A 24245-nucleotide genomic window follows, 5' to 3' on the forward strand; every position below is an offset into this window, starting at 1 on the left:
ATGCATACCCTTGGGACACCGAATCCACCCATGTCCTCCCTGTGATAACGCTCGCTTCACGGTAACTTTTTACGACATCTTCACCACGATCTCCGCCCCTGCAACATAGGTCATCGCTTGGATGTATTCCGGGTCTTGGGCACGCTGTTCCATTTCCACCGGAGTGAGGTCCTCCATTCGTGTCTGTACCCACCATAAGTTGCCGAACGGGTCCCGTACCCGTCCCACCCGATCGCCGAAGAACAAGGTCGTTGGCTCCGTCACCGAGACCGCTCCTGCGGCCAGCGCTTGCCGATACACGTCATCGCAATCCTCAACATACAAACGGAGGTATGCCGGGCTATCCGGCCATTCCGGCTTTGCATCAAACATCATGACGACGGCATCTCCGATTCGGACCTCGGCATGGCCGATGACACCATCGCCAACATAGACGCGGGCAAGCTCTTCGGCTCGGAATGCTTGTTTGAGGAAATCGATCAGCGCTGCGGAGTTTCTTGAGATGATCCACGGCGTCACGGAGGTGTAGCCATCCGGAATGGGTTTAACCGCTTTCGGTTGGTTCGTCATAAATACGCTCGCTCCTTTAAACTTCATTTATTTGAATTGCGCTTATGCACTCATTATGCGGGGGCATATATGACAGCCGAGCGTCAGTGTTTCCGGTATGAGTTTGGGGTAGCCTGCGTTTTTATCTTGCGAAAAGACAGCCGCCACCGTACATCGTCACAATCACGCGGTCGGAGGAAGGTTCGAGCTTGAGGTTCCGTCCACAAACTGTTAACGTTTGACACCACCCCCAAACCTATGTACAGTATTAGACAAAAGAATAGGAAGTCCACTAGGGGAGCCGTTGGCGGCTGAGACAAGAGCGTATCTTGGACCCTTTGAACCTGATCTAGTTCGTACTAGCGTAGGAAAGTGGAGCCTTCGAATATGAGGTCTCGGTGCGTTTTTTTGGCGCACCCGGGCTTGTTGACGAAGCCGCTCCAGTTTTCGGGGCGGCTTTTTAGCGTTGTCTGAAAAGTCGTGTCTTACGGACTTCCTGCTCTTCAATATGTTGGAGGTGGGGACAAACATGAGTTTCACGCAAGAGCTCCGTCAGCAGGCGGGAGGCATTTTTCAAGCAATCTTCGATCATCCTTTCGTAAAAGGCATTGCCGAGGGGAATCTGGAGCGGGAGCAGCTGATTCACTATGTGAAGCAGGATTTTGAGTATTTGAATGCCTACATGCGGATTTACGGAATTGCCATATCCAAATCGACCAGCCGGGAAGAGATCGCGACCTTTAACGAACAGATTTCATTCATTCTGCACAGCGAGGTGCACCCACATCAGAATTTTTGCGCAGCCGCCGGGGTGACCTATGAAGAGCTTCAAGGATATCCGCTGGCTCCGTCCGCGCATCATTACATCCGTCATATGCTGACGGTGGCGCATGAGGGTAGTTTGGGCGAGATTATGGCCGTGCTGCTGCCATGCCCATGGACGTATCTGGAGATTGGCCGCAAGCTGCTGAATGAGGTGAAGCCGGATGCCTCCCATCCGTTTTACGACTGGATTTCTTTCTACGGAAACCGGGGGGAAGACGCGACAGCCAAATTCCGCGGCCGTGTCGATGCATGGGCGGAGCGTGCGACGTCAGCCGAGCGGGAACGGATGAGGGAGCATTTCATGCTGAGCTGCCAGCTGGAGTATCTGTTCTGGGACATGGCTTATAAGCAGGAGGAGTGGCCGGTGCAGCTGGAGGCTGCCGTGCTGTAAAGAGCGATGTTCACAAGCATAAATGGAATTCCATTATAGCGAAGAGAGGCTGATATAAATGCATTCATGGGAAAAAGAGGTTTCGGTGCTTTTAACGAAGGTACAGCAGACGAGCCCTCTCGTTCACAATATGACGAACGTGGTGGTTACGAATTTTTCGGCTAACGGCTTGTACGCGCTGGGCGCGTCGCCGGTCATGGCTTACTCGCCGGAGGAAGTGGCGGATATGGCCGCTATCGCGGGCGCGCTCGTATTGAACATCGGCACGCTGAACCGCGAGCTGGTGGATGCGATGATGATCGCGGGACAATCGGCGAACGCCCATGGCGTGCCGGTGCTGCTGGACCCGGTCGGCGCGGGAGCGACCCGTTTTCGGACGGAGTCGGCGCTGCGGATCCTAAGCGAGGTGAAGGTTTCGCTCGTGCGCGGAAATGCGGCTGAAATCGCTCACCTTATCGGGGAGGTCCGCGAGATCAAGGGCGTAGACGCAGGCAATAGCGCAGGCAGCAATCATGCCGAGCTGGCCGTGCGGGCTGCGCGCGAGTTAGGCACGATCGTGGCCATTACCGGTGAAGAGGACGTGATTACCGATGGAACGGAAGTGCGCATCATTGCCGGAGGGGATGCGCTGCTTACGAAGGTGACCGGCGCAGGCTGCCTGCTGACCTCGGTGCTGGGTGCCTTTGCCGCGGTGGAAGCGAACCTGCTGCTTGCAGGTACGGCGGGTCTGGCCTTCTATGGGGCCGCGGCGGCGAAAGCTGCTGAGCGAACGGCAGATCTGGGACCGGGAAGCTTCCAGATCGCTTTCCTGGACGAGCTGGCGAAGCTTCATCCAGGATCGCTGGAAGGGTATGCCGCTGTACTGGAAGCGGGAGCGGCGGCTGCCGGAGGCACACGATGAGCGAGGCTCGCATACCCCGTGCCCTGACGATTGCCGGGTCTGACAGCGGCGGCGGCGCCGGCATTCAGGCCGATCTGAAAACCTTCCAGGAGCTCGGCGTGTACGGCATGTCGGCGATTACCGCGATTACGGTGCAGAATACCATGGGGGTTCACGGCGTATATCCGCTGCCGCCCGAAGCAACTGCGGAGCAGATTGAAGCGGTTGGCTCGGACCTCGGAGTAGATGCATTGAAGACGGGCATGCTGTTCAACGCCGAGATCATTCGGCTGGTTGCTGACCGGATTCGGGCATTCGGCTGGGGGAAGGTCGTTGTCGATCCCGTGATGATCGCCAAGGGCGGGGCGGAGCTGCTGCAAAGCGAAGCGGTGCAGGCTTTAAGAGAAGATTTGCTGCCGCTGGCGTTGATTGTCACCCCCAATATACCGGAGGCCGAAGTATTGGCGGGGATGCGTATCCGCACGATGAACGATCGCAACGAAGCGGCGAGGCGTATTCATGATCTGGGGCCCAGGATCGTAGTGATCAAAGGCGGTCATGACGAGGGAATGCTTGGTAACGGTGAAGGCACAGATCACGAAAGAGGCAGGGAACCAGCTATAGCGGCGGATATGCAGCAGGAAGAAATGCCTCAGTCCGATAGGACGCACGGTCAAACGAGCACTGCCATGCCTGCTGGGGAGTATAGTGGGGGCCGTTCGCTCTTTTCCAACGATGACGGTAATCCCGAAAGTCCTCCGGTCATCGACCTCGTATACGATGGCATGGCCTTCACAGAGTTATATGGCAAACGAATTCATACCGTTCATACGCACGGTACCGGCTGTACTTTCTCTGCGGCCATTACCGCAGGCCTTGCTCAAGGCTTGAGCGCATACGATGCGATTCAGAGCGGGCGCTTATTTATCCAAGCGGCCATTGAGGACGGATTGAACCTGGGGCAGGGACAGGGCCCGACCAATCATTGGGCATACAATCGCCGCCGTCAGGCGGTGCTGCGATGACGGGCAGAGTGGCACCCGAGATCATGAGACGGCATCTGCGGATGTACCTCGTGCTTGGCAGCGTGAACTGCAGCGTCGAGCCAAGCTTGGTCGTGCAGGAAGCACTGGCTGGAGGCGCAACCATGGTCCAGTTTCGTGAGAAGGGGCAAGCAGCACTCGCCGGGGAGCCGATGATTCGGCTGGCCCGCCGTATCCAGGCCGAGTGCCACCTAGCAGGCGTGCCCTTCATCGTCAATGACGATGTGGAGTTGGCACTGAAGCTGGACGCCGACGGCGTGCACGTCGGCCAGGACGACGAATCCGCGGCTTCCGTCCGCGAGCGGATCGGCAACCGGATTCTCGGTGTTTCCGCCCACACGGTGGAAGAAGCGCGGCGCGCGATTCTCCACGGCGCCGATTATCTTGGGATCGGGCCGATCTATCCGACCCGCTCGAAGGATGATGCCAGAACTGCGCAAGGCCCAGCAATTTTCCGTGAGCTTCGCGAAGCTGGAATCCATCTGCCGATCGTTGGGATTGGCGGGATTACCGTGGAGCGCGTGGAGGAAGTGATTGGAGCGGGTGCGGATGGCGTCGCGGTAATATCCGCCGTGACGGGAGCGGAGTCGGCGCGGGAAGTTGTAGAGGCTTTTATAGATAAGATACGATGTACGACCGAAAGAATTTCTTAAGATGTAAGAGGGATTATAATCGGATCATGAAACAAGGGGGCCGACTTCTGCGGCACCCTGTTTTGTTTACGTCAGATTTTTAGAATACTGTATATGCTCAGCTTTTCCGTCAACATGCCATTTCTTTTGATCCACTCTCGTGTAACCTCCCAGATCCGTTTGCCATAGAGACCCGGATATGATATACGTAGGACAATGTACCCGCTCTACGATGAGTGAGCACTCCCATTAAGTTGAATAGGGGATCGGAATGAATAATAGGCAAAAAGAGATTTTTCGCAATTTGTTAATGGAACCGAACCGGCTGTGGCTCGTTCAGGATCTGGCGGATCAGACCGAGTGCTCGGAGAAGACGATCCGAAACGATCTGAAGGTGATTGAAGAATATATAGCTAAGCACTCCAGCGGCCATCTGGTGAAAAGGCCGGGACTTGGCGTCTATCTGGAGATCGGGGAAGCGGATCTGGCTGATTTATTCCACCGCTTGTATTCCAACGAGAGTACCGCCGAGGATGAATCCGATGAGGAACGGGTGCTGCACCTGGCATATCGGCTCTTGATGAACGCGAAGCCCGTAACCCTGCAGAACCTGGCTTCACCGTTTTACGTGAACAAGGCGATTATCCGTCGGGATATGGAAAAGATTGAGGTCTGGCTGCGGAGCTTTGATCTGAGCTTAATGACGAAGCAGCGAGTAGGCTTCATGATTGAGGGCTCGGAGAAGAACAAACGGATGGCGCTGGCGCGGTTGAACCAATTGATCAACCGTCCGGAATTGACGGGACAGATGATGCGTAACCAGTATGAACCGCACGAGATCGCAACCGTATACCATGAGTTGAAGGCGTTGCAAAAGCGGCATCAGCTTCGCTTCACCGATGAAGCCTTTGAAAGCCTGATGCTGCATATACTGCTTATGGTCAAACGGACCAAGCTGGGACAGCCGATTTCGCTCTCTGCGCAGGACATAGCCTTTTTGGAGAACAAAGCGGAATTTGCATGGGCGATAGACTTTTTGAAGCAACTGCAAAAACTGTTCGCCGTCCCTTTTTCCAAGGAAGAAACCGCTTATCTAACCCTGCACCTGCTTGGCGGGAAGTTCCGATACACGCAGGAGGATGGAAGTGCCCGGCGGGGCGATCTGGCAGACAGCCACCCCCTGCTGCCACAGTTGGTTGAGCAGCTGATTCGGCGGATGTCGGAGCTGAATATGATCCCTTTTTCCAAGGACCCGGTATTATTGAACGGGTTGAAAGTGCATTTGTACACGACCATGAACCGTCTTCATTATGGTCTGGCTGTGTCCAATCCGATGCTGGCCGAGATCAAAAAGATGTATCCCTATATGTTCGATCGCGTCATCATGGCACTGGAAGAGGTGGGGGGAGCGCTCCAACTGAACTTTCCCGAAGAGGAGGCCGCGTATTTGACTTTGCATTTTCAGGCGTCTGTAGAACGGCTTCACCAGAACGAAAGCCACCCTCAGAAGGTCATAATCGTGTGTCATATGGGCGTCGGGATGTCCCAATTGCTTCTCGCGAAGGTGGAACGGAGATTCCCGTCCGTGCATGTAGAGACAACGATGTCCAAAGCGGAAGTTGAGGATTATCTGGCAGCTCATGAGGTGGACCTTGTCATTACGACCGTTGATCTGCCCGAGTTAAAAACACCACATATCCTCGTTTCCCCTCTGCTCGAGGCCAGTGACGAGCGGAAGCTGGAGCAAGCGATCCGGGGGCTCGATGAGCCGGACAGCAGGGCGGCTGAGGAATCAGTCTTTTTGAAATATACGACACCGTTTCTCGTCTTTCCTCAGCAGGAGGTAAAGCGTCCAGAGCAGTTAATCGCCAATTTTGCGCAGATGCTGGAGGACAAAGGATATGTCGAGGCAGGATATACGGAAAGTGTGCTGGATCGTGAGAATATGTCTGCTACAACGATTGGGGGTGGCATTGCGATCCCACATGGAAGCTCGGAGCGGGTTAAACAGTCCTGCATCGTTGTTGTTACATTGAAGCAGCCGATAACCTGGGGATCCGAGAAGGTAGAGCTTGTGTTCTTGCTTGCGGTCAAGCATGATGAGCGGAAAGAGATGCGGCAGCTGTTCAGGGAATTGTCACGGATCAGTGAGCAGCCGGCATTGGTCAGCGCGTTGTCTAAGGAGACGGATGCGATGCGATTGCTGAATACGTTAAAAGGGTAAAATTAGTAGTAGAGGTTGTTCAAAAAGTCCGCTTTTGATCACGAAGCGAATCAGGAAGCAGCTCGGCATCGAATCTTGAATTCAGCCGGGCCTTCCGGTGCTCACGTACCCAAAACGTACGCTCCGCTCCTGACGTCCCTAGCTTCATCCAACCTTCTCGGTGCTGAAAATCGACCTTTTTGAACACGCACTATTTGAAACTGTGATGGTGAAGCAGGACGGTATACGTCCTGCTTTTTACATTTTTTTGGGGTCCCCGCAAAGTATGTATTTCGAACAAGCATGACAGGCTCCACTTTGTGGGGATATTTGTTTGTTTGCGAAATAAACCTGTTTTTCCGGAAGTTCCGGTAAAAAGTTCATCCGATAACAGCGTTTTCAGCGTGTACACTATAAATGTAAGCGGGAACATGACAGCGAAGGAGAATGACGAACATGAAAATATTAGCGATTACTTCATGTCCTAACGGAATTGCACATACGTATATGGCCGCTGAGAATCTGCAGAAGGCAGGCGCGAAGCTTGGCGTTGAGATGAAAGTGGAGACCCAAGGCTCCATTGGCGTGGAGAATCAATTCACGGAGCAGGATATCCGCGAAGCCGATGGCGTTATTATCGCAGCGGATAAGACGGTGGTGAAGGACAGGTTTGTAGGTAAAAAACTGCTTGTCGTTGGGGTGCAGGATGGTATCCGTCGTCCAGAAGAGCTGATCCAACGGATGATGAAAGGGGATGTACCCGTCTATCAGGCACAGTCCAAGTCGGCTGAAGATATGACAGGTGAGAACAAACCTAAACAAAATCCGATCTATCGTCACTTGATGAACGGTGTATCCTATATGGTGCCGTTTATCGTGATCGGTGGGCTGCTCATCGCAATCGCCCTGACGATGGGCGGCGTGAAAACGCCGGGTGGCCTGGTGATACCGGAAGATTCGATCTGGAAAACGATTGAAAGTATCGGCGCGGCTGCGTTTACCTTCATGGTTCCGATCCTTGCCGGATTTATCGCCATGAGTATTGCGGACAGGCCCGGTCTTGCACCAGGTATGGTCGGCGGGTTCATTGCTGCGAACGGCAGCTTTTATGGAAGTGAAGCAGGAGCTGGATTCATCGGGGGGATTATTGCCGGTTTCCTGGCGGGTTATGTCGCACTTGCTATTAAAAGGATCAAGGTTCCTCGGTCGCTGCAGCCGATTATGCCCATTATCGTTATCCCGGTACTGGCTTCGCTAGTTGTAGGGTTAATCTTCGTCTTTGTGATTGGCGCTCCGGTTGCGGATCTGTTTGAAGCGTTAACCGTCTGGCTTGCGGGAATGCAGGGTACTAGTTCGATTCTGCTCGCGCTTATTCTGGGAGCGATGATTTCTTTTGACATGGGTGGTCCCGTGAATAAGGTTGCGTTCCTGTTCGGCTCGGCCATGATCGGTGAAGGAAACTATGAAATTATGGGCCAAATTGCCGTTGCCATCTGTGTTCCTCCGATTGCCATGGGACTGGCGGCCATGATGAACAAAAGGAAGTTTACGCCTGCGGAACGTGAAGCTGGAAAAGCAACATTTACGATGGGATTGTTCGGTATTACCGAAGGAGCGATTCCATTCGCGGCGCAAGATCCTCTACGCGTCATTCCGAGTATTATGGTCGGTTCCATGACAGGTTCGGTGATTGCCATGCTGGGCAGTGTCGGTGACAGCGTAGCCCATGGCGGTCCGATTGTAGCCGTGCTCGGTGCCGTGGATCATGTGTTGATGTTCTTCATAGCGGTCATGGTCGGTGCAGCCGTGTCGGTTATCATGGTGAGCCTGCTCAAGAAAGATGTTGCAGCTGTGACTCCGGCAGTTGTTGGAGAAGGAGCAGAAGCGATAGAGGATCCTGCCGGAGCAGGTGAATCGTCGACAGTAGACGCGGCTGCACCCATAGCTGCGGACTCAGCTGAAGTGGATTCAACCGTGATCAATAGTGCTACAGCAACGGAAGTTTCTGCTATCCGCGTTGAGAAATTGACGGATATTGTGACACCGGATCTCATTAACCTGAATCTGGTCGGAACAACACAGGATGCGGTCATCGACGAAATGATCGGTGTATTGGAACGGAATGGGGCGATCAGAGCGGACGGAGATTTTAAACAGGCCATATTAGCCCGGGAACAAGAAAGCTCCACCGGCATCGGCATGAATATTGCGATTCCTCACGGTAAATCGGATGCTGTCCTGAAACCAAGCGTGGTTTTTGGTATCCAGCAGGATGGCGTCGACTGGAAGAGTCTGGACGGGAGTGAAGCCAAACTGATCTTTATGATTGCCGTGCCGCGTAATAGTAAACAGAATGCGCATTTGAAAGTGCTGCAAATGTTGTCACGAAAGCTGATGGACGATGATTTCAGGGAAGCGCTCTTGGCGGTGACAACCAAGGAAGAGGCCTATCGATTGCTCGATCAGGTGCATTAATTCAAGACGCTGAGTGAATTCACCTAGACCAGCCCCGCACAGAAATGAGCGGGGCTGGTTTTGTACGTTTCTCGGCTTGCTTTCGCAAAATCCACGGATTTGCTTGTCAGCCGGCGCCATGTCAATCGTCTTCACAGCAATAACTTCATGGCTGCGCGTTCTTTATCTGCAATCTCGAGCAAGAGGTCGGACGCCTGCTGTAGCTCCTGGGTGTTACCTGATCTTCCCGCACGGTCGATCGATGCGGAGACACTGGTCCACATTGGCGCGATCTCCGTAAACAAAAGGTAGGCTTGTTGGATTCTCGAGTCTTCCAACCGATCGGCGCATTCCTTCAAGTAATCCCGATACAGATTCCGAAACAAAGCACCGCCGGTTCCCGCACGCTCCATCAGCAATGCGGTCAGACATAAATCATGTTCGAAATGGTTGCTGCGGGAAGGCCACTTCAGAATCTCTTTGCTCATTTTTACAATGCCTTTATTCCCGATATTGCGAATGGGCGGGTTCAAATAGTCATGCGCATTCTTGGTCAAGGATGCGCGTAATGCGGGAACGAGCGGCGGTAAGGCGTCGATTGGCTCGAGCGTAAAAGAGCGATTTCGGGAACTCATGGCTCCCTTTGCGTTTCTGGCTGCGGCCAAGCTTGTCAAACGTGTCTTCACCAGACCGCCCTGTTGTCTGGTATCTGCCATGTAGGCATATTCGTCATCCACGCCGTATAGGACTGCATAGTGACCGGCAAAGTGCACTTTGTTCGTGAAATAATCCAAGTAATAGGAATCCAATTTCAGCCCAACCGGGATTCCGCGTTCGATGCAGCTCCGTACGTTCCGCCACGCTTTGTCGACGGACGACGTTTCTTGAACATTAACGGTCAAACCCAGCCTGTCGGCGAGGTTGGCCGTCAATTTATCCACTTTCACCCTTCCTCCGATAAACGGAAAATCCATTCCCTTCGAGTCCCAATAAATGAATCCGAGCCCTTGTCCGAGCCCGAACAGCATCGGCTCCGATAGCCGGGCTCCCGCATGTTGCATTAAATTGCCCATGGTGGTCGTTTCGCAATGGTCGCCTTGGTAAGGAACAAAACCTTCAATGTTTGTGGTCATCTTCCCTGGTCTCCTTCGACAATTCGTTAATTAGACTGGCAACGAACGCCTGCTCACTCTCCATTAGGCTGATCGGATGCAAGAACAGCGCTCTTACGTTCAGCGGCAATCGAACACCGCCCTGGGATTCGAATTTTAGCTTTATGCCTTCTGAAGCCTCCCGAAGAAAATCCAACCGTTTCCGCAAGGCAGCTATGGCCATGTCGTTCCCGATAAGAGGCAAAGCGGCCAAACCGAGATCGAAGCGGTTGTCGCGCTCCCGTGCTGACGAAAGACTGTCAAGGACTTCATCTTTCAGCTTGACCATACCGGCTTCGGTGAGGACAAACCGGGTCGGCACGGGTCCCTTACCAGATTTTTCGTCGGATTCCTCGGATGCTATCCATCCTTTATCGCTCAGTTTCCTCAGTCCTACGTAGATCGAAGTCGTGCCGATGTTCGCCCATTCCCGATAGCCTCGTTGATCGACTAGCTTCTTGATATCGTACCCCGAAGCTTGACGACATTCTGCGATCATTTGCAGCAACATGAATTCGACGTTTGAAATAGGGTGCATGAAGGACCCCCTTGTCTTTAATATTTCACATATGCAATATAACACTAGTGAAATAAAAGATCAATCACGGGATTCATGACAGGCTCGTATGGCCAGCCAGGAGACGGTTGGTTTTTTATGTCGCATGTCGAGTTCAAGGTCAGTGCTCCCGAAGAACGCCTAAGCGGGTTGCTTTCTCATTCCTGACTCGATCTTGGAGGAGAAGTCGTCGATTACACACCAATTAAACGTTATGATGCTTGCTGCCATTGCGTCCTCAAGGCTACACTAATATCATCATGAAACAGACAACGGTGGATGAAAGGAGCGGATAGCCTTGAAGCATGGAGTCGGCAAGACCTCATTGGCGACATTTGCCGGCGGTTGTTTTTGGTGCATGGTGAAGCCGTTTGACGAGCTGCCCGGCATCCTTTCTCTGGTTTCCGGCTACACGGGCGGCCATACGGAGAATCCGACCTACGAAGAAGTAGGAACGGAAACGACGGGGCATTACGAAGCCGTGCAAATCCGGTTTAATCCGGATGTGTTTCCGTACTCACGGCTGCTGGACATCTATTGGCGCTTGATTGATCCAACGGATGCGGAAGGCCAGTTCATGGACCGCGGGGCGTCTTACCGGTCGGCGATTTTCGTGCATGACGAAGCGCAGCGCGAGCAGGCGGAAGCTTCCAAGCGCATCCTGCAGCTTAGCGGCCGGTTCAAGGGGAAGATCGTGACGCCGATCCTGCCGGCGGGTCCCTTTTATCCCGCGGAGGATGTCCATCAGAACTACTATAATACCCACCGGTATGACTATAACCGGTATTATGAGGGTTCCGGCCGGGATTCTTTTGCGAAGCGGCATTGGAGCCGCAAAGAGGATCAGGATGAGCTGCGCAGGCGTCTTACCGCGATCCAATACGCGGTGACGCAAGAAGGCTTGGACGAGCCTGCCTACGATAATCCGTATTGGAATCACGCAAGCCGGGGAATTTACGCGGACGTGGTGAACGGCGACCCTCTATTCAGCTCGACCGATCAATATGATGCGGGTACGGGATTGCCGGCTTTTAGGAAGCCGCTGCACGAAGGATATATCAGCAAAAAAGGGGATCTCCGCGGCGGCAAGGTACGCACCGCGCTCTACGGCAGGCTGTCCGGCTCTTACCTGGGACATCTGTATCATGACGGGCCTCAGCCGGGCGGCCTGCATTATCAGGTAAACTCCGCGGCGCTGCGTTTTATACCGGAGGAAGCGTTGGTCCGGGAAGGCTACGGTGAATTCGCCGGGCTGTTTGAGTAGGGAACGGATGGAGGCCATCTTATGATAATCAAACTGCTGTACCTTGTAGTGAATTTGTTTTTTCTGGCAGGGATACTGCTCTCCCCGTATAGCACAGCTTCCAAAGTGTTGATGTATATCGTCATGAGCCTGATTCTGGCGTTCGCATTCAAAAGATTATCTAAGGAAGAAGGCGGGGGAGAAGGATAGTGCCGTAAACTTCACCTATACCCGTTCTCTCCCACCCGCATGGCTGGCAGCTCCGTTAGAATAGGATTGGGCAAGACCAATTCTTGCGTCCATGTGCGGAAAGGGGTGACGTTGTTGAATACGATTCATATTCACAATGGGATACAGATGAGAGGGCTTGTTACTTAGGATAAGTCGAGGTTTAAGTCCTCTCACGCTGTAGCGGGAGGAAAAAGAGCAAATGATGAAGTTAACGACGATGGTTTGCGGACTTGCTGGTGACAAGGCGGCCCGCGAGCTGATCCGCAACTGGGAGTTTGACGAGGGAACGCTGAAGTTTTGGCGGGCCAGCTCCAACTTCGTGTATATGTTTAACCGCGATGGAGAGCGTTATTTCCTCCGGTTTAATTTTGAGGAAGAAAATACGGCCCAGCAGCTGGCGGCCGAGCTGGAATTCATGCAGTATTTGCTTAAGCACGAGTACCCTTGCGTCGTGCCGATTTCTTCCGTGAACGGGAAATGGATCGAGACGATTCAGGTACCGGAGGGGCAGTATCACGGCGTCGTGTTCAGCGCCGCCGGAGGGATTGCATTCCATGACACTCCCTCCGCGTCCCAGTGCAGGGACTGGGGGAAATCGCTCGCAAGGCTGCATACGCTGTCCAGCCGATATGAACCTGGAGCCGTAAGGCGAAGAAGCGTGGAGGACATCCTGCGTTTGATCGATCAGGTGCTGCGGCGGCATCCCGGGGAGCAGGATGCTATGGATGAGCTTCATCGGATCAGTCTATGGCTGCAGTTCCTGCCCGCGTCGAGACAGACGTACGGCTTGATCCACTATGACTTCATGCTGGATAACATCTTTTATGAAGCGAAGGAACGTTCATTTCACGTGATCGATTTCGACGATGCCATGTACCATTGGTATGCGGCGGATATCGTCACGGCTCTTGCCGATGCCGAGTCGGAGCATGACAAGCAGGCATTTCTGAAAGGGTATCGCTCGATCCGAAGCCTGGATCACGAGCTGGAGGCAGAGTTTTCAAGATTTCAAAGATTCAGCCGTTTGTATCGTTTTGCCAGCGTGCTGCGTTCCCTGGAGGACAGCGAGTTGGCCGATGTCCCCTCTTGGTATGAGGGGCTTCGCACGAAGCTGCTGCGCGATTGCGAGCAGGATAGACAGGGGTTCAGGGAACCGTGGTAACCGCACGAGCCACGACGCGCAGCTTGGATGCTGGCTGCTAGCAACCGGACGGCTTTAGTGGGCTAATCGAACCAGGAAAACCACATCGGGCACGGTGTGGTTTTTTGTCGTGGCTTCAAGGCGGTATCAGCCGAAATCATCCCCATGGATGGCATTGGGCAAGCAGCGAGCGGACGGAAGCGAAAAAAATCCCTTCAATTTTATATAAATTGTCGAGAAATGGTAAATATTGCTTTGTTCGCCGTTCAGGCATTTGCTATGATTTTCGTACTAGGCACAAAGAATTAGAGGAGTTGAAACGATGAATCGAAAAATGATTTTATCCACGGCCGCGTCTCTTCTGGTCGGGGTAGTGGCAGGCACGGGCATCATGATGAACGACCAGGCTTACCAGTCGGTCAAGCAGGCCGTAGGAGGAAGCGCAACGAACAATGCCATTGGCGGGATCGGTAACGTCGCACAGATCGATCTGTCCAGCATGGATCTTGAGAGCGCATTGATGGTCGTGCAGCAGCAGCGGACACAGATGCTGGATGCGCAGCTTAACAACCAGATTCAGGACGTGCAGAAGCGGAACGAGGAAATCGCCAAGAAGAACGACGCCATGGCAGGCATTAACAGCGCCTTGTCCGGAGAAGCGGTGGACGGCAAATATTCGATACCGGACGATCTTGCCGGCAAGCTGGCAGCGGAAGGCATCGCAGATGCATCCAAGAAGGAATATACCGCCGAAGAGCTCAATCAAGCCACGGAGAAGCTGAAGGGATCGATCGACAGTCTGTCGAACTCCCAGCAAATGGACATGCTTCGCCTGCAGTCGATGACCAACAAGCGCAATGAAGCCTTTGACGTCATGACGAATTTTATTAAGAAAATGGAAGAATCACGCAGCAGCATCATCGGAAATATGCGATAATAGAGTCGTACATAATGAATAGAGAGGAATCTGCCGTCGGGCGGATTCTTTTCGTCTATGGAGAGAATGCAGATGACGACGAAGGCGATGGAGTTTTTGCGTAATCATACGCTGTTTCGCGGGGTGCCGCTGCATGAATTGGAAGGTGCCGTCCAGTCCATGCATGAGGAGCTGTTTCATGACGGGGATCCGTTGATCGTAGAGGGAAGCTACGGCAATTCCTGTTATTTCATCATGAGCGGGCAGGTTCAGATCGTTTCGAGGAATCTGATCGGCCACACGGTGACGCTGGACGTTCTGGGCGAAGGCGCATTGATCGGGGAGGTCTCCCTGTTTCTTGAGGAAAAAAGGACTTCGGGTGCCCAGGCGATCGGCGAGGTAACGGCATTGCGGCTGGAGCAGAACGCGTTCAGCCGGCTTGCCGCGGCAAGCCCAATGTTTCACGAGAGCCTGTCGTTCTCGGCCCGAATCCGCACAATGCATGCGATGCTGAGCAAGGCGACGATCTGGGCCGCGGTTCCGAACGCGGAGCTGCGCGGTCTTGCCGAGGTCACGGTCAGGCGGAAAGTATACAAAGGGGATGTCATTGTCGCGGAAGGCACTCGGGCGGACCGTTTCTATATGATTGCCGAAGGACGGTTCGAAGTGCGCAGCGGGCGCCGGAAGAAGGCGGTCTATAAGCCCGGGGATTATTTCGGGGAGATGGACCTGCTCAGCGGCGAAGCCCATACGGGCACGGTGACGGCGCTTGAGAACGGCGAGCTGATGGTGATGGGCAGGGACGAGTTTCATTTCGTCCTGCAGCAGTACGAACCGGTCAGGCGGCAATTTCATGAGGTGCTGCGGATTCGCAGGCCCGAACTTCTCAATGAAGAGGTTTCGGCGAAGCTGCAATTCATGGAGGCGGAGCAGGTGCCGGTGCCGGAAGCCGCAGCCGAGGCTGCCGCGACCCTGGAAGCCGTTATTCCGGCCCCTCCCAAAAAAGATCGCTGGATGGATGTGCTGCTGGCGCTCGGCGGCATTTTCGTTGCGTTCACAGGGCTAGCCATTTGGCTGAAACAGCCGGTTTGGATATATGCCGCCTTGATATCCGGCGGATTCGTTGGACCGGTTTCGTTTGTTGCTTATATGCGCAGCTCCCAGCTGCTCGGATTCAAGCCCATTCGGCTGGCAGCCGTATTCGCGGCTTCCGGCATCATCGCCGTGCCGGTTGCGTGGGTGCTGGAACGCTACTGGTCCGTCGGCAGCGGCCTGGAGACAACGACCATCGAGCATGTGCAAGCAGCGCTTCTAATCGGCGTTATCGAAGAAATGGCCAAGCTGCTCGTATGCTTCTTCTTCCTCCGCGGGCGCAAGCAGCGTTTCCTGATGGATGCCGTAGTATTCGGAGCTGCGGCAGGCATGGGCTTTGCCGCGGTAGAGAGCATTCTGTACGGCTTCATGTATCTGCAGCAGCATGCGACTTCGGGGATGCTGGCTGTGCTGTGGGTCCGGGCGCTGCTGTCCCCGTTCGGACACGGCACCTGGACGGCCATTGCCGCAGCCGGACTGTGGTATGGCCTGGGGAGATCCGCCAAACGGGGCTCGACCGGGCATCGGCTCCTGAGGATGGCTGCCCTACTGCTGATCAGCATTCTGCTGCATGCGGCTTGGGACTATCCTTATGCGGCGGGCTTGTGGAAAATGGTCGGCATGGTCATGGTCGGGGGCATCGGCATTGCGCTGCTCTTTTCGCTCATTCGGCAAGGCACGAAGGAGGAAAGGGCGATGCATCGGGCCGTCAATCCGGCCCAGCAGGTAGAGGAACGGCTCCGGCAAGCGGTCGGATCCGATTCGAAGCGCAGCGGTTCCGAAGGACCGGGCACCGCCCCGCCGTCTTTAACCTGCGAGGGTTGCGGCACCGTGTCGCCTGCAGGGACGCGCTACTGCGGCCGCTGCGGTCAAGCATTGCAGTTATAATACGAAAAGGGTTAGGCAGAGGGCTTGATAGCCCGAACTGCCTAACCCTTTTTTCATAACCGTCAACCATATAAATACGACTTCACATCCCGGCCGATGTAGGCTCTCCATATAATCAGATTGTAAGGATCGTCCCAGTCGATGTTCTGCGGCTCCCCGAACATGCGGTGCAGGCGGTTGTTGTTGAAGATGATCGAGCCGCGCTGATCGAAAGCCACCCCGTCCACCCACAGCATTCGGTCATCGGACAGCAGCTTGTGAAATGAGCGCGTGCAGGGCGAATAATAACCGATGCCTTTGCCTTCCAGCATGGTGTAGAAGACATGGCCTTGATTGTCGGCATACATGCCGTCGGTCGTCGTTCCTTTGCTCCCCAGAGCTTGAACGGAATTTCGAATGAGCGGATCGGGGGTATCGAAATTACGCAGCAGCCCCGTATCGATCGCATACAGATTGCGTCCGGTTACCTGGCAGTAGAAGAGCGTTTCGCGATCCGCCGCCAGGGCGATGCCGTCCGCGCCGATCCGGACCGGCTTGTTGCGGTAGACCGGCTCCGAATCGATCTCGAACCGGAACCTTGGCACGTCCTGCGTGCTGTAATGGCTGTCCAGGACCCGGCGGAATCTCTTCGTTCTCATATTGTAGACGATGATGCCGCCGTATACCTCGTGATCGGGCCAGCCGGAGCCCGAATCGGTGATATAGGCGTAACCGTTCCGGTTATCCACCACGATATCGTTAAGGAACGATGTCCGAGGCGGTGCAATATCATCCGGGATGACGATGGAGTCGATCAGGCGGTTTGCGCTCAGGTCCCAGATGACCAGCTTTTGCGAACCTTCGGGTGAGGTATTATACGCGATTTTTCCTTGATCCAGAATCCACATCCGGTTATGTTCATCGATCTCGTAACCCAGGACGGATTGCAGCGCTCGCACATCTCCCGGCGTATTCCACTCCCAGCTTGGAAAAGCATTCAGCACCGGCTTGCCGTTCACCATCACGATGGTGTTGAGCGTGGCGGGAACGCCTTCCGCCCAGCGCGGAACCGAAACATAGAAACGCCCCTGTCGGTCCACTTTGACGCCTGCAGGCATGCAGTGCTTCCAGTATTGATGCAGCTCGAACCGCTGCTTCATCGCAACATTCGGAAAGTTCCAGTCCAAGCGGTTCCAGTGGAACAGCATTTGGTAAGGACTTGTTGGGTGATGAGCTTTCCTTGCATGGGGAAGGGCAGTCTGCTGCTGCATCCCCATAGGATGATAAGGTATATACATTCTGGCAAGACCTCCGGTAACGTGTTCGGTTCACCCGAAACGGGCAGCGCCTTCCTTACGAGCTTATTCCTCTGAGTTCGTTATATGCCCAGAAGGTCGGATTGGCGCTGCTTAAATCATCGGAGAGGTCTTGTTGTGTTTTTCGTTACACTTGGAGAACCTTAATCAGATTCGTGTTGCCGGATTGACCGATCGGCACGCCGGCAGACAATACGATAATGTCGCCTTTTTCGATGTAGCCTGTCTTGATGGCGTTGCGGGTCGCGGACTCGAACATTTCGTCCGTTGTGGTAACCTTGTCGCCTTTTACCGGGATGACGCCGGAGAGCAGGCAGATTTTGGCCAGCACTTCTTCATGCTGCGTGACGGCGATGATCGGTGCTTCCGGACGATATTTCGAAATCATCCGCGCCGTAAATCCGCTCTCCGTTGACGTAATGATGGCTTTGGCATTCAACACGAGGGAAGAGCTGACCGCGCCTTGGCTGATGACCTCGGTAATATCGGCTACTTGTTGTCTGGATTTGAAAGCGAACTGGTCCTTATAATCGATCATGGTCTCGGCACGGCGGGCGACTGCCGCCATCGTACGAACGGATTCCACCGGATATTTGCCAGCGGCGGATTCTCCGGACAGCATGACCACGTCTGCGCCCTGGATCACGGCGTTAGCCACGTCGCTCACCTCGGAGCGGGTAGGGCGGGGATTGACCTGCATCGATTCCAGCATATGCGTTGCCACGATAACCGGCTTGCCTGCCAGATTGCATTTATCGATCATTTCTTTCTGCATCATCGGCACTTCTTCGATTGGCACTTCGACGCCCAGATCGCCGCGGGCAACCATGATTCCGTCGGAGGCTTCAATGATGTCGTCCAGGTTCTCCATGCCCTCTCCGTTTTCGATCTTGGAGATGATCTGCACATGCTCCGCGCCGCGTTCCTTCAGGATGCTGCGGATTTCGCGGATGTTGTCGCCATGGCGCACGAAAGATGCAGCAATGATCTCGATGTTGTTCTCCAGTCCGAAGCCGATATGCATGACATCACGCTCGGTGACGCCAGGCAGCGTCGTTTTGATGCCAGGCAGGTTGACGCCTTTGCGCGGTTTGAGCACGCCGCCGCTGACGATTTTGCAAAGAATGTCCGGTCCGTCGACGCGAATGACGTTCAGGTCGACAAGGCCGTCATCGATCAAGATGCGGTCTCCCGGTTTCACGACTAGATTCAGCTCGGCATAATTGACCGAGATGCGCTGGGCGTCTCCCAGAATTTCTTCGGTCGTCAGGATCAGTTCCTCACCCGGTTTCAGAAGGCAGGAAGCCTCTTTCAGCTTGCCGATCCGGACCTCGGGACCTTTAATGTCCATCATGATCGGGACATACGTGTTTAATTCGGATGCGGCCTGGCGAACATTCCGAATCCGGGCCACGTGATCCTCCGGCTCGCCATGTGCCATATTCAATCGGGCGACCGTCATCCCCTCCTGAATCATATTTTTCAACAGCTCGATGGAATCGCATGCCGGCCCCATCGTACAGATGATTTTTGTCTTAAGCATGGTTGGTTGTTCCTCCTTTGTATTTGCACCCTGCGGCATTTTGCAGTACTCGGGCTTCTAGAAATGTAAAGCTCATGAACTACCCTAATGATCACATTGTAGCCTGTCTTGTCGAATCATGATATGAACTATAGTACAATGAATGGATTATAGTAACGCAAATGAGGTGGGATTATGGTCACTCCGGTTGAAGTTCGGCAAATTAGCGGCGTCGATTGGTATGAGGAAGCAGACCATGGGAAGAGCGCATGGCGGCTAAGCGTGACGACCTATGGAAAATGCGTATATTGGGTGAATGGGAATAAGCAGATTATGGAGAAGGGGGAGCTGCTGCTTATTCCGGCCGGCGTTCCGTATTACGGCAAAAGCATCCCTACCGTGACGCACACGCAAATGGTCGTTCAATGGACGGGAGAGCCGCCCACGGCTTTATCGGCGCTTGAACGGGAAGAAGCGTTGAAGCATAAGCCGGGCTGTTACGAATTGATCCACGAACGTTTGAAGGCGATCCACCAGCAGTGGCGGGAGCGCCCCTCTTATTATGCAATGATGATAGAAGCATTATTGACAGAAGTGTTGATTTATATCAGCCGAGAGCTGGATCGGGGCGTTATCACGCCTGAGAAGCACTTGCATGCGGAACGGATGAAATCTTACATTGAGCGGCATTACCGGGAGAGAATAACGAAAGAGGAGCTCGGCGATGCCATCGGCAAAACGCCCAATTACGCTGCGGCGCTCTTCAAGAGCGTCACGGGACAGACGATCAGCCAGTACGTGCACGCCCAGCGGATGAAGCGGGCAGCCTATCTGTTGACGGAATCGCAGCTGACGGTACAGGAGATTGCGGTATTTCTCGGCTATCAGGACCTCTCCTACTTCTACAGAATCTATAAGCGGTTCACAGGCAGCGCTCCGTCGGAGCTGCTGCATGAGCGTCCGCGGACGGTCTAGCCGAAAAAAAAGAGGGCATACGCCCTCTTTCGTTTGTTTGCTGGCTTTATTCAGCGGCATCGCTTTCGAACAATTCCTTTACGTACTGCCGCAATTTGTTTTTATCCACGCCGAGCACCTGGGCCCGTCCGACCTTCTCGTTGGTCAACAGCGAGAACGGCGGGATCTGCTGCTGATCGACTTTGTCCAGGTTCACGTCAAACCCGAGCGCCATCAGCTTCAGCATTTCCTTCGGGCTTAAGTCCGTCTCGATATAAGGCGCGATCGAATCCAGGATGCCGGGCAGCTTGATGAGCGAGTTCGTGGTCTGCATTTTCTTGGCGACTTCCGTCATGAGAATCCGTTGTCTTTCGGTACGGGCAAAGTCGGACCTCGCATCGTGCCGGAACCGGACATACTGCAGCGCCATTTTGCCGTCGAGATGCTGCAGCCCTTGTTTTAAATCGATATCGTACATGTGCTTGTCGGCTTTGCTTGTGTAATACATGTCTTTCTCTACTTCAATGTCGACTCCGCCGATGGCGTCGACCAGGGCAATGAATCCGACAAAATCGGTGTAAACATATTTATGTATGGGCAGGTCCAACAAATCGCTGATGGTCTGTCTGGTCAGCTCGATGCCGCCGTAAGCAAAAGCCGAATTCAGCCTTCCTTTGCCATGACCGGGGATGTCCACGTAGGTGTCCCGCAAAATTGAGAACAAATGGGCGCTTTTCGTAACGGGATCGATGGAGGCCACCAGCATGGTATCGGATCTTCCGGCATCGTCTCCCCGGGAGTCTCCTCCGATCAGAAGAATATTGACGCGTTCTTTGCCCTCCCACTTCGGAATTTCAATGACCTCTTCCTGTGCGGCCCCCGTGCTCCCCGTTGGCTTCACCGGATTCGAAGCGGTCGAGATTTGGTTTGAGAATTGTATGATAGCGTAGGTATAGTACGAGATAATCCCCAAGATTCCAACGGATAATAAGAGCATGGCGTATTTGAACCATTTCCTTTTCATCGTTTCCTATAACATCCTTTCTGTTGAACTGAGTGCATAATGGACCATTCTAGCAAATTAATGAGCAAAAATCATATTTTCTTGAGAAAAGCGATTCCGGAGATTCGAAGGATCCGGGATCCATGATCATGTTGACTCTCCTCCAAGGGGAGGCCTTAGACTGTAGATCGAAGGAGGGAACAGCATGCTGTACACGGTAAAAGAGGTTTCGGAACTGTCCGGGGTAACCATCAAGACGCTGCATCATTATCACAAAATCGGACTGCTGCAGCCTGCCGAGATCAGCGATGCAGGGTATCGCTTGTACGGCGCGGCGGAACTGGAGCTCTTGCAGCAAATCCGGTTCTACAGGGAGATGGATTTTCCGTTGGAGCAAATTAAAGAGCTGATGGAGGAAACGCCGGATCGGCTCTCCATTCTCACGGAGCAGGAGAAGCTGCTTCTTGCCCGGTGGAATCGGCTGGAGCGCGTTCTGCAGACGTTGAGGCAGTCCATAGAATACGTTGGGGGGGGAAGACGCATGGAGCCGGAAGAAATGTTCAAAGGTTTTGATAGCGAAGAAGAGTGGAAGGATGCCTTGGCTGAGCAGAATCAACATTTGAAGGAGCGGTACGAGGTGGATTTGCTTGACGGTGCACCGATGGATGTTCCCAATATGAACGAGCAAGCGAAGGAAGCGGCAGACTTCATGGCTGGCATGGCTAATGCTTTGAAAACGGGAATCAGGCACAATGATGAGCGTATTCGGGATTCGATCCACGAGCATTTGCGGTTTATGAACGAGCAGGGCCATGCTTTTACCGCCGCCGATTTTGCCGGGCAAACGAAGTTTTTCCTGCACGATGAATTCCATCTTCGGATGCTGGAAGAGCAGCAGACGGGGCTGGCCTATTATCTGCATGCGGCTGCAGAGGCGTATGCGAATCTGACGTAAATCCTATGATGAAGCCGCGCGAGCCGCGGCTTTTGTCATTTCTGACGCATACATGGATTCCGCGTGAACCAGCCGGTACGGTTTCAGCGGCGAGGAGAGCCGCGAATGGCGCTGGGCGAGCTGCCCGCTGCCAGACGGTACCGGCAATTTCGAATACGTGGCGAATCCGGCGGCTTATGGCGACGTTCCCGTATTAAATCCTCCCGCCAAACCAGCACTCTACGCTGGGAACAGGTCCCTATGTGGTGAGCGAAGGAATCGAAAAGTAATGTTTAATTTTTTTCCGAAGGGTTAAATAGATGACGTAGCAGCAACAAAAAACAACTTAGGAGTGATGAACAATGGCTAACAACAACGGCAACAAAATGAGCAGAGAAGAAGCCGGACGCAAAGGCGGCGAAGCAACGGCCAAGAATCACGACAAGGAGTTTTACCAAGAAATCGGCCGTAAGGGCGGAGAGGCCACATCGGATTCCCACGATAAGGAGTTCTACGAGGAAATCGGCCGCAAAGGCGGAGAATCCCGCGGCAATCAAAACAATAACGATTAAATGAAATCTACAATCTAAAAATAGCAAGCTTTTAACAAAGCAGCGGCGGTTCCCGTTGAACGGAATCCGCCGCTGCTTTTTTTGAGCTGATCCCCCGGGCCCGGCTTGTTAGTCGGAAGGGGATCCTGGTTATCTTGAATTTAAGTCCACCGTGCTGCCCACAGCTTCATTTCCTTGCAGATGACATGCAGGTCCATGCCCTTCGGCGTTAGGGTGTATTCCACCGTAACCGGAACGGTAGGGAATACTTCGCGCTCCAGCACGCCCTGTTCTTCCAAGTGGCGAAGCGTCGTGGTCAGTGCCCGCGGGCTGACATTCGGGATTTGCCGCTGCAGCTCGCCAAATCGTTTCGTGCCTCCAAAGAGCTCCCGAATGACGAGAAAAGCCCACTTTCCCCCTAGGACCAGCAACGTTTTTTCGATATTGCATTCGATATGTTCGGGAGTTTTCGGTATGTAACTGCTCGCTTTATTTCCCATAACCATAGGCTCCTTCCGGTATTCTATTAACTATACTCCAGTATATCAGCTATCCTTCCTATAATATAGTGAAGAACATTTCACTTCTTCCGTGGGAATAGGAACTACTTTAGAATAGTTCATGTAGCATCCAAGTTAATCTATTGAAGGAGGATTTGCCATGAAATACAGAAGATTAGGACGCACAGGTCTCAAGGTCAGTGAGGTCAGCTTGGGAAGCTGGCTTACATACGGAGGTTACGTTGAACGCGAGAATGCGGTTAACGCGATTAAAACGGCTTATGATCTGGGCATTAACTTCTTTGATACGGCGAATGTTTACGAGAAGGGCGCAGCCGAAGTATTGGTAGGCGAAACCTTGAAAGCGTATCCGCGCGAATCGTACGTGCTGGCCACGAAGGCCTTCTGGCCGATGGGCGACGGCCCGAACGATCGGGGTTTGTCCCGCAAGCATATCATGGAGCAGGCGCATGCCAGCTTGAAGCGTCTTGGCCATGATTACGTGGATATTTTCTACTGCCACCGCCATGATCCGGAAACGCCGCTGGACGAGACGCTTCGCGCGATCGACGACCTTGTTCGCCAGGGCAAGGTGCTCTATGTCGGCGTCAGCGAGTGGCAGGCATCGCAAATTGCGGAGGCATTGACGGTAGCGGATCGTTTCCTCCTCGACCGCATCGTGGTCAATCAACCCATCTACAATATGTTTGAACGTTATATTGAAAAGGAAATCATTCCGCTCAGCGAGCGCTCCGGCATTGGGCAGGTCGTATTCTCCCCGTTGGCACAAGGCCTGCTGACAGGGAAATATACCTCTGCCTCCGATATTCCGGCTGACAGCCGAGCTGCGAAGCTGGAATGGATGCGCAAAGGCATTACCGAGGAGAAAATCGCGAAGGTTCGCGAGCTGGAGAAGATTGCGGCAGAGCTTGACGTGTCCGTGGGCAATCTGGCGCTTGCGTGGATTCTGCGTCAGCCGAACGTAGCCAGCGCACTGGTCGGCGCAAGTCGTCCGGAGCAGGTAACCGAGAATGCGAAGGCATCCGGTATCGAACTTAACGAAGATGTTCAGACTCGCATCGAGGAGATTCTGAAATAGGAATCGAATGCACCCTATCTCAGTGATCTGGGAGACAAGAGAAACCCGGGGACAACATAATAGATTGGTTTAATAAGGTGGCTTCTGACTTGGTTCAGGGCCATCTTTTTTTGCATACTCCTGATCAGGAAGTTTTCTTCACTCAGCTTGGCGGATGTTTAGATGCTTGAAAAATACCGATTGTCCTTTAAT

Annotated in this window: 21 protein-coding genes, 1 pseudogene and 1 riboswitch; of the genes and pseudogenes, 15 read left to right on the forward strand and 7 right to left on the reverse strand. The window is 53.7% G+C overall.

Going from position 1 to position 24245, the window contains the following annotated elements; all coding sequences use genetic code 11:
* Positions 1-69: 69 nt before the first annotated feature.
* Positions 70-570: a VOC family protein gene (locus GYMC10_RS05660; protein WP_012819265.1), complete on the reverse strand. Its 501-nt coding sequence runs from the start codon at positions 568-570 to the stop codon at positions 70-72.
* Between the two features lie 263 nt (positions 571-833).
* A riboswitch (TPP riboswitch) is annotated at positions 834-937 on the forward strand.
* A gap of 141 nt (positions 938-1078) precedes the next feature.
* On the opposite strand from GYMC10_RS05660, the gene tenA reads away from it, so the two are divergent.
* The 6 genes from tenA to GYMC10_RS05690 all read left to right on the forward strand — a co-directional run bounded on the left by tenA (position 1079) and on the right by GYMC10_RS05690 (position 8998).
* Positions 1079-1765, forward strand: a complete 687-nt coding sequence (gene tenA / locus GYMC10_RS05665) for a thiaminase II (protein WP_012819266.1) — start codon at positions 1079-1081, stop codon at positions 1763-1765.
* A 58-nt stretch (positions 1766-1823) separates the two neighbouring features.
* The gene (gene thiM, locus GYMC10_RS05670; protein ID WP_012819267.1) at positions 1824-2666 is read left to right on the forward strand and encodes a hydroxyethylthiazole kinase; all 843 of its coding nucleotides are present in this window, start codon (positions 1824-1826) and stop codon (positions 2664-2666) included.
* Positions 2663-3670: a bifunctional hydroxymethylpyrimidine kinase/phosphomethylpyrimidine kinase gene (gene thiD, locus GYMC10_RS05675; RefSeq protein ID WP_012819268.1), complete on the forward strand. Its 1008-nt coding sequence runs from the start codon at positions 2663-2665 to the stop codon at positions 3668-3670. Before thiM ends, thiD begins: the two co-directional genes overlap by 4 nt.
* Positions 3667-4341 carry a thiamine phosphate synthase gene (gene thiE / locus GYMC10_RS05680; protein ID WP_012819269.1) on the forward strand — a complete coding sequence of 225 codons (675 nt, stop codon included), beginning with the start codon at positions 3667-3669 and terminating at the stop codon, positions 4339-4341. The genes thiD and thiE overlap by 4 nt, the downstream gene beginning before the upstream one ends.
* Positions 4342-4591: 250 nt before the next feature.
* Entirely contained in the window at positions 4592-6544 is a 1953-nt protein-coding gene (locus GYMC10_RS05685) for a BglG family transcription antiterminator (protein WP_012819270.1), read from the forward strand.
* Between the two features lie 435 nt (positions 6545-6979).
* Complete coding sequence (locus GYMC10_RS05690; protein ID WP_012819271.1) at positions 6980-8998, forward strand: PTS fructose transporter subunit IIABC; 2019 nt, start codon at positions 6980-6982, stop codon at positions 8996-8998.
* Positions 8999-9129: 131 nt separating this feature from the next.
* On the opposite strand, the gene GYMC10_RS05695 is transcribed toward GYMC10_RS05690, so the two are convergent.
* Positions 9130-10110: a BtrH N-terminal domain-containing protein gene (locus GYMC10_RS05695; RefSeq protein WP_012819272.1), complete on the reverse strand. Its 981-nt coding sequence runs from the start codon at positions 10108-10110 to the stop codon at positions 9130-9132.
* Positions 10094-10666 carry a PadR family transcriptional regulator gene (locus GYMC10_RS05700; RefSeq protein ID WP_012819273.1) on the reverse strand — a complete coding sequence of 191 codons (573 nt, stop codon included), beginning with the start codon at positions 10664-10666 and terminating at the stop codon, positions 10094-10096. The genes GYMC10_RS05695 and GYMC10_RS05700 overlap by 17 nt, the downstream gene beginning before the upstream one ends.
* A gap of 316 nt (positions 10667-10982) precedes the next feature.
* Between GYMC10_RS05700 and msrA the strand changes: the two genes are divergently transcribed.
* The 5 genes from msrA to GYMC10_RS05720 all read left to right on the forward strand — a co-directional run bounded on the left by msrA (position 10983) and on the right by GYMC10_RS05720 (position 16195).
* Positions 10983-11948 carry a peptide-methionine (S)-S-oxide reductase MsrA gene (msrA, locus tag GYMC10_RS05705; RefSeq protein ID WP_012819274.1) on the forward strand — a complete coding sequence of 322 codons (966 nt, stop codon included), beginning with the start codon at positions 10983-10985 and terminating at the stop codon, positions 11946-11948.
* 21 nt (positions 11949-11969) lie between these two features.
* Positions 11970-12137 (forward strand): hypothetical protein, encoded by a 168-nt coding sequence (locus tag GYMC10_RS32465; protein ID WP_012819275.1) that lies wholly within the window; start codon positions 11970-11972, stop codon positions 12135-12137.
* 220 nt (positions 12138-12357) lie between these two features.
* Complete coding sequence (locus GYMC10_RS05710; protein WP_012819276.1) at positions 12358-13320, forward strand: phosphotransferase enzyme family protein; 963 nt, start codon at positions 12358-12360, stop codon at positions 13318-13320.
* Between the two features lie 301 nt (positions 13321-13621).
* Complete coding sequence (locus GYMC10_RS05715) at positions 13622-14236, forward strand: hypothetical protein (RefSeq protein ID WP_012819277.1); 615 nt, start codon at positions 13622-13624, stop codon at positions 14234-14236.
* Between the two features lie 72 nt (positions 14237-14308).
* Positions 14309-16195, forward strand: coding sequence for a cyclic nucleotide-binding domain-containing protein (locus tag GYMC10_RS05720; RefSeq protein WP_012819278.1), 1887 nt, complete (start codon positions 14309-14311; stop codon positions 16193-16195).
* Positions 16196-16257: 62 nt separating this feature from the next.
* Here GYMC10_RS05720 and GYMC10_RS05725 read toward each other — a convergent pair whose 3' ends face one another.
* Together GYMC10_RS05725 and pyk are read right to left on the reverse strand one after the other, a co-directional pair.
* Positions 16258-17472 carry an L-dopachrome tautomerase-related protein gene (locus GYMC10_RS05725; RefSeq protein ID WP_012819279.1) on the reverse strand — a complete coding sequence of 405 codons (1215 nt, stop codon included), beginning with the start codon at positions 17470-17472 and terminating at the stop codon, positions 16258-16260.
* A 145-nt stretch (positions 17473-17617) separates the two neighbouring features.
* On the reverse strand, positions 17618-19033 hold the full coding sequence (pyk, locus tag GYMC10_RS05730) for a pyruvate kinase (protein ID WP_012819280.1): 1416 nt from the start codon (positions 19031-19033) through the stop codon (positions 17618-17620).
* 174 nt (positions 19034-19207) lie between these two features.
* Here pyk and GYMC10_RS05735 point away from each other — a divergent pair, with 174 nt between their 5' ends.
* Positions 19208-19987, forward strand: coding sequence for a helix-turn-helix transcriptional regulator (locus GYMC10_RS05735; RefSeq protein WP_012819281.1), 780 nt, complete (start codon positions 19208-19210; stop codon positions 19985-19987).
* A 46-nt stretch (positions 19988-20033) separates the two neighbouring features.
* Here the strand turns inward: GYMC10_RS05735 and GYMC10_RS05740 are convergent, their stop codons facing one another.
* Entirely contained in the window at positions 20034-20990 is a 957-nt protein-coding gene (locus tag GYMC10_RS05740; RefSeq protein WP_012819282.1) for an LCP family protein, read from the reverse strand.
* Between the two features lie 184 nt (positions 20991-21174).
* Here GYMC10_RS05740 and GYMC10_RS05745 point away from each other — a divergent pair, with 184 nt between their 5' ends.
* Positions 21175-21924 carry a MerR family transcriptional regulator gene (locus tag GYMC10_RS05745; protein ID WP_012819283.1) on the forward strand — a complete coding sequence of 250 codons (750 nt, stop codon included), beginning with the start codon at positions 21175-21177 and terminating at the stop codon, positions 21922-21924.
* Positions 21925-22265: 341 nt separating this feature from the next.
* A pseudogene (locus GYMC10_RS05750) lies at positions 22266-22472 on the forward strand (KGG domain-containing protein); the annotation flags it as partial.
* 143 nt (positions 22473-22615) lie between these two features.
* Here the strand turns inward: GYMC10_RS05750 and GYMC10_RS05755 are convergent.
* On the reverse strand, positions 22616-22954 hold the full coding sequence (locus GYMC10_RS05755) for a winged helix-turn-helix transcriptional regulator (RefSeq protein WP_009594357.1): 339 nt from the start codon (positions 22952-22954) through the stop codon (positions 22616-22618).
* A 160-nt stretch (positions 22955-23114) separates the two neighbouring features.
* Here GYMC10_RS05755 and GYMC10_RS05760 point away from each other — a divergent pair, with 160 nt between their 5' ends.
* Entirely contained in the window at positions 23115-24053 is a 939-nt protein-coding gene (locus GYMC10_RS05760; RefSeq protein WP_012819285.1) for an aldo/keto reductase family protein, read from the forward strand.
* Positions 24054-24245: the final 192 nt, after the last annotated feature.

This window comes from Paenibacillus sp. Y412MC10 (genome assembly GCF_000024685.1).
GTDB lineage: Bacteria > Bacillota > Bacilli > Paenibacillales > Paenibacillaceae > Paenibacillus_AQ > Paenibacillus_AQ lautus_A.

Bases quoted from the DNA above. Each gene is read 5' to 3' on its own strand.
- GYMC10_RS05660 (WP_012819265.1), bottom strand. From the start codon at position 570: ATGACGAACCAACCGAAAGCGGTTAAACCCATTCCGGATGGCTACACC.
- tenA (WP_012819266.1), top strand. From the start codon at position 1,079: ATGAGTTTCACGCAAGAGCTCCGTCAGCAGGCGGGAGGCATTTTTCAA.
- thiM (WP_012819267.1), top strand. From the start codon at position 1,824: ATGCATTCATGGGAAAAAGAGGTTTCGGTGCTTTTAACGAAGGTACAG.
- thiD (WP_012819268.1), top strand. From the start codon at position 2,663: ATGAGCGAGGCTCGCATACCCCGTGCCCTGACGATTGCCGGGTCTGAC.
- thiE (WP_012819269.1), top strand. From the start codon at position 3,667: ATGACGGGCAGAGTGGCACCCGAGATCATGAGACGGCATCTGCGGATG.
- GYMC10_RS05685 (WP_012819270.1), top strand. From the start codon at position 4,592: ATGAATAATAGGCAAAAAGAGATTTTTCGCAATTTGTTAATGGAACCG.
- GYMC10_RS05690 (WP_012819271.1), top strand. From the start codon at position 6,980: ATGAAAATATTAGCGATTACTTCATGTCCTAACGGAATTGCACATACG.
- GYMC10_RS05695 (WP_012819272.1), bottom strand. From the start codon at position 10,110: ATGACCACAAACATTGAAGGTTTTGTTCCTTACCAAGGCGACCATTGC.
- GYMC10_RS05700 (WP_012819273.1), bottom strand. From the start codon at position 10,666: ATGCACCCTATTTCAAACGTCGAATTCATGTTGCTGCAAATGATCGCA.
- GYMC10_RS32465 (WP_012819275.1), top strand. From the start codon at position 11,970: ATGATAATCAAACTGCTGTACCTTGTAGTGAATTTGTTTTTTCTGGCA.
- GYMC10_RS05710 (WP_012819276.1), top strand. From the start codon at position 12,358: ATGATGAAGTTAACGACGATGGTTTGCGGACTTGCTGGTGACAAGGCG.
- GYMC10_RS05715 (WP_012819277.1), top strand. From the start codon at position 13,622: ATGAATCGAAAAATGATTTTATCCACGGCCGCGTCTCTTCTGGTCGGG.
- GYMC10_RS05720 (WP_012819278.1), top strand. From the start codon at position 14,309: ATGACGACGAAGGCGATGGAGTTTTTGCGTAATCATACGCTGTTTCGC.
- GYMC10_RS05725 (WP_012819279.1), bottom strand. From the start codon at position 17,472: ATGTATATACCTTATCATCCTATGGGGATGCAGCAGCAGACTGCCCTT.
- pyk (WP_012819280.1), bottom strand. From the start codon at position 19,033: ATGCTTAAGACAAAAATCATCTGTACGATGGGGCCGGCATGCGATTCC.
- GYMC10_RS05735 (WP_012819281.1), top strand. From the start codon at position 19,208: ATGGTCACTCCGGTTGAAGTTCGGCAAATTAGCGGCGTCGATTGGTAT.
- GYMC10_RS05740 (WP_012819282.1), bottom strand. From the start codon at position 20,990: ATGAAAAGGAAATGGTTCAAATACGCCATGCTCTTATTATCCGTTGGA.
- GYMC10_RS05745 (WP_012819283.1), top strand. From the start codon at position 21,175: ATGCTGTACACGGTAAAAGAGGTTTCGGAACTGTCCGGGGTAACCATC.
- GYMC10_RS05755 (WP_009594357.1), bottom strand. From the start codon at position 22,954: ATGGGAAATAAAGCGAGCAGTTACATACCGAAAACTCCCGAACATATC.
- GYMC10_RS05760 (WP_012819285.1), top strand. From the start codon at position 23,115: ATGAAATACAGAAGATTAGGACGCACAGGTCTCAAGGTCAGTGAGGTC.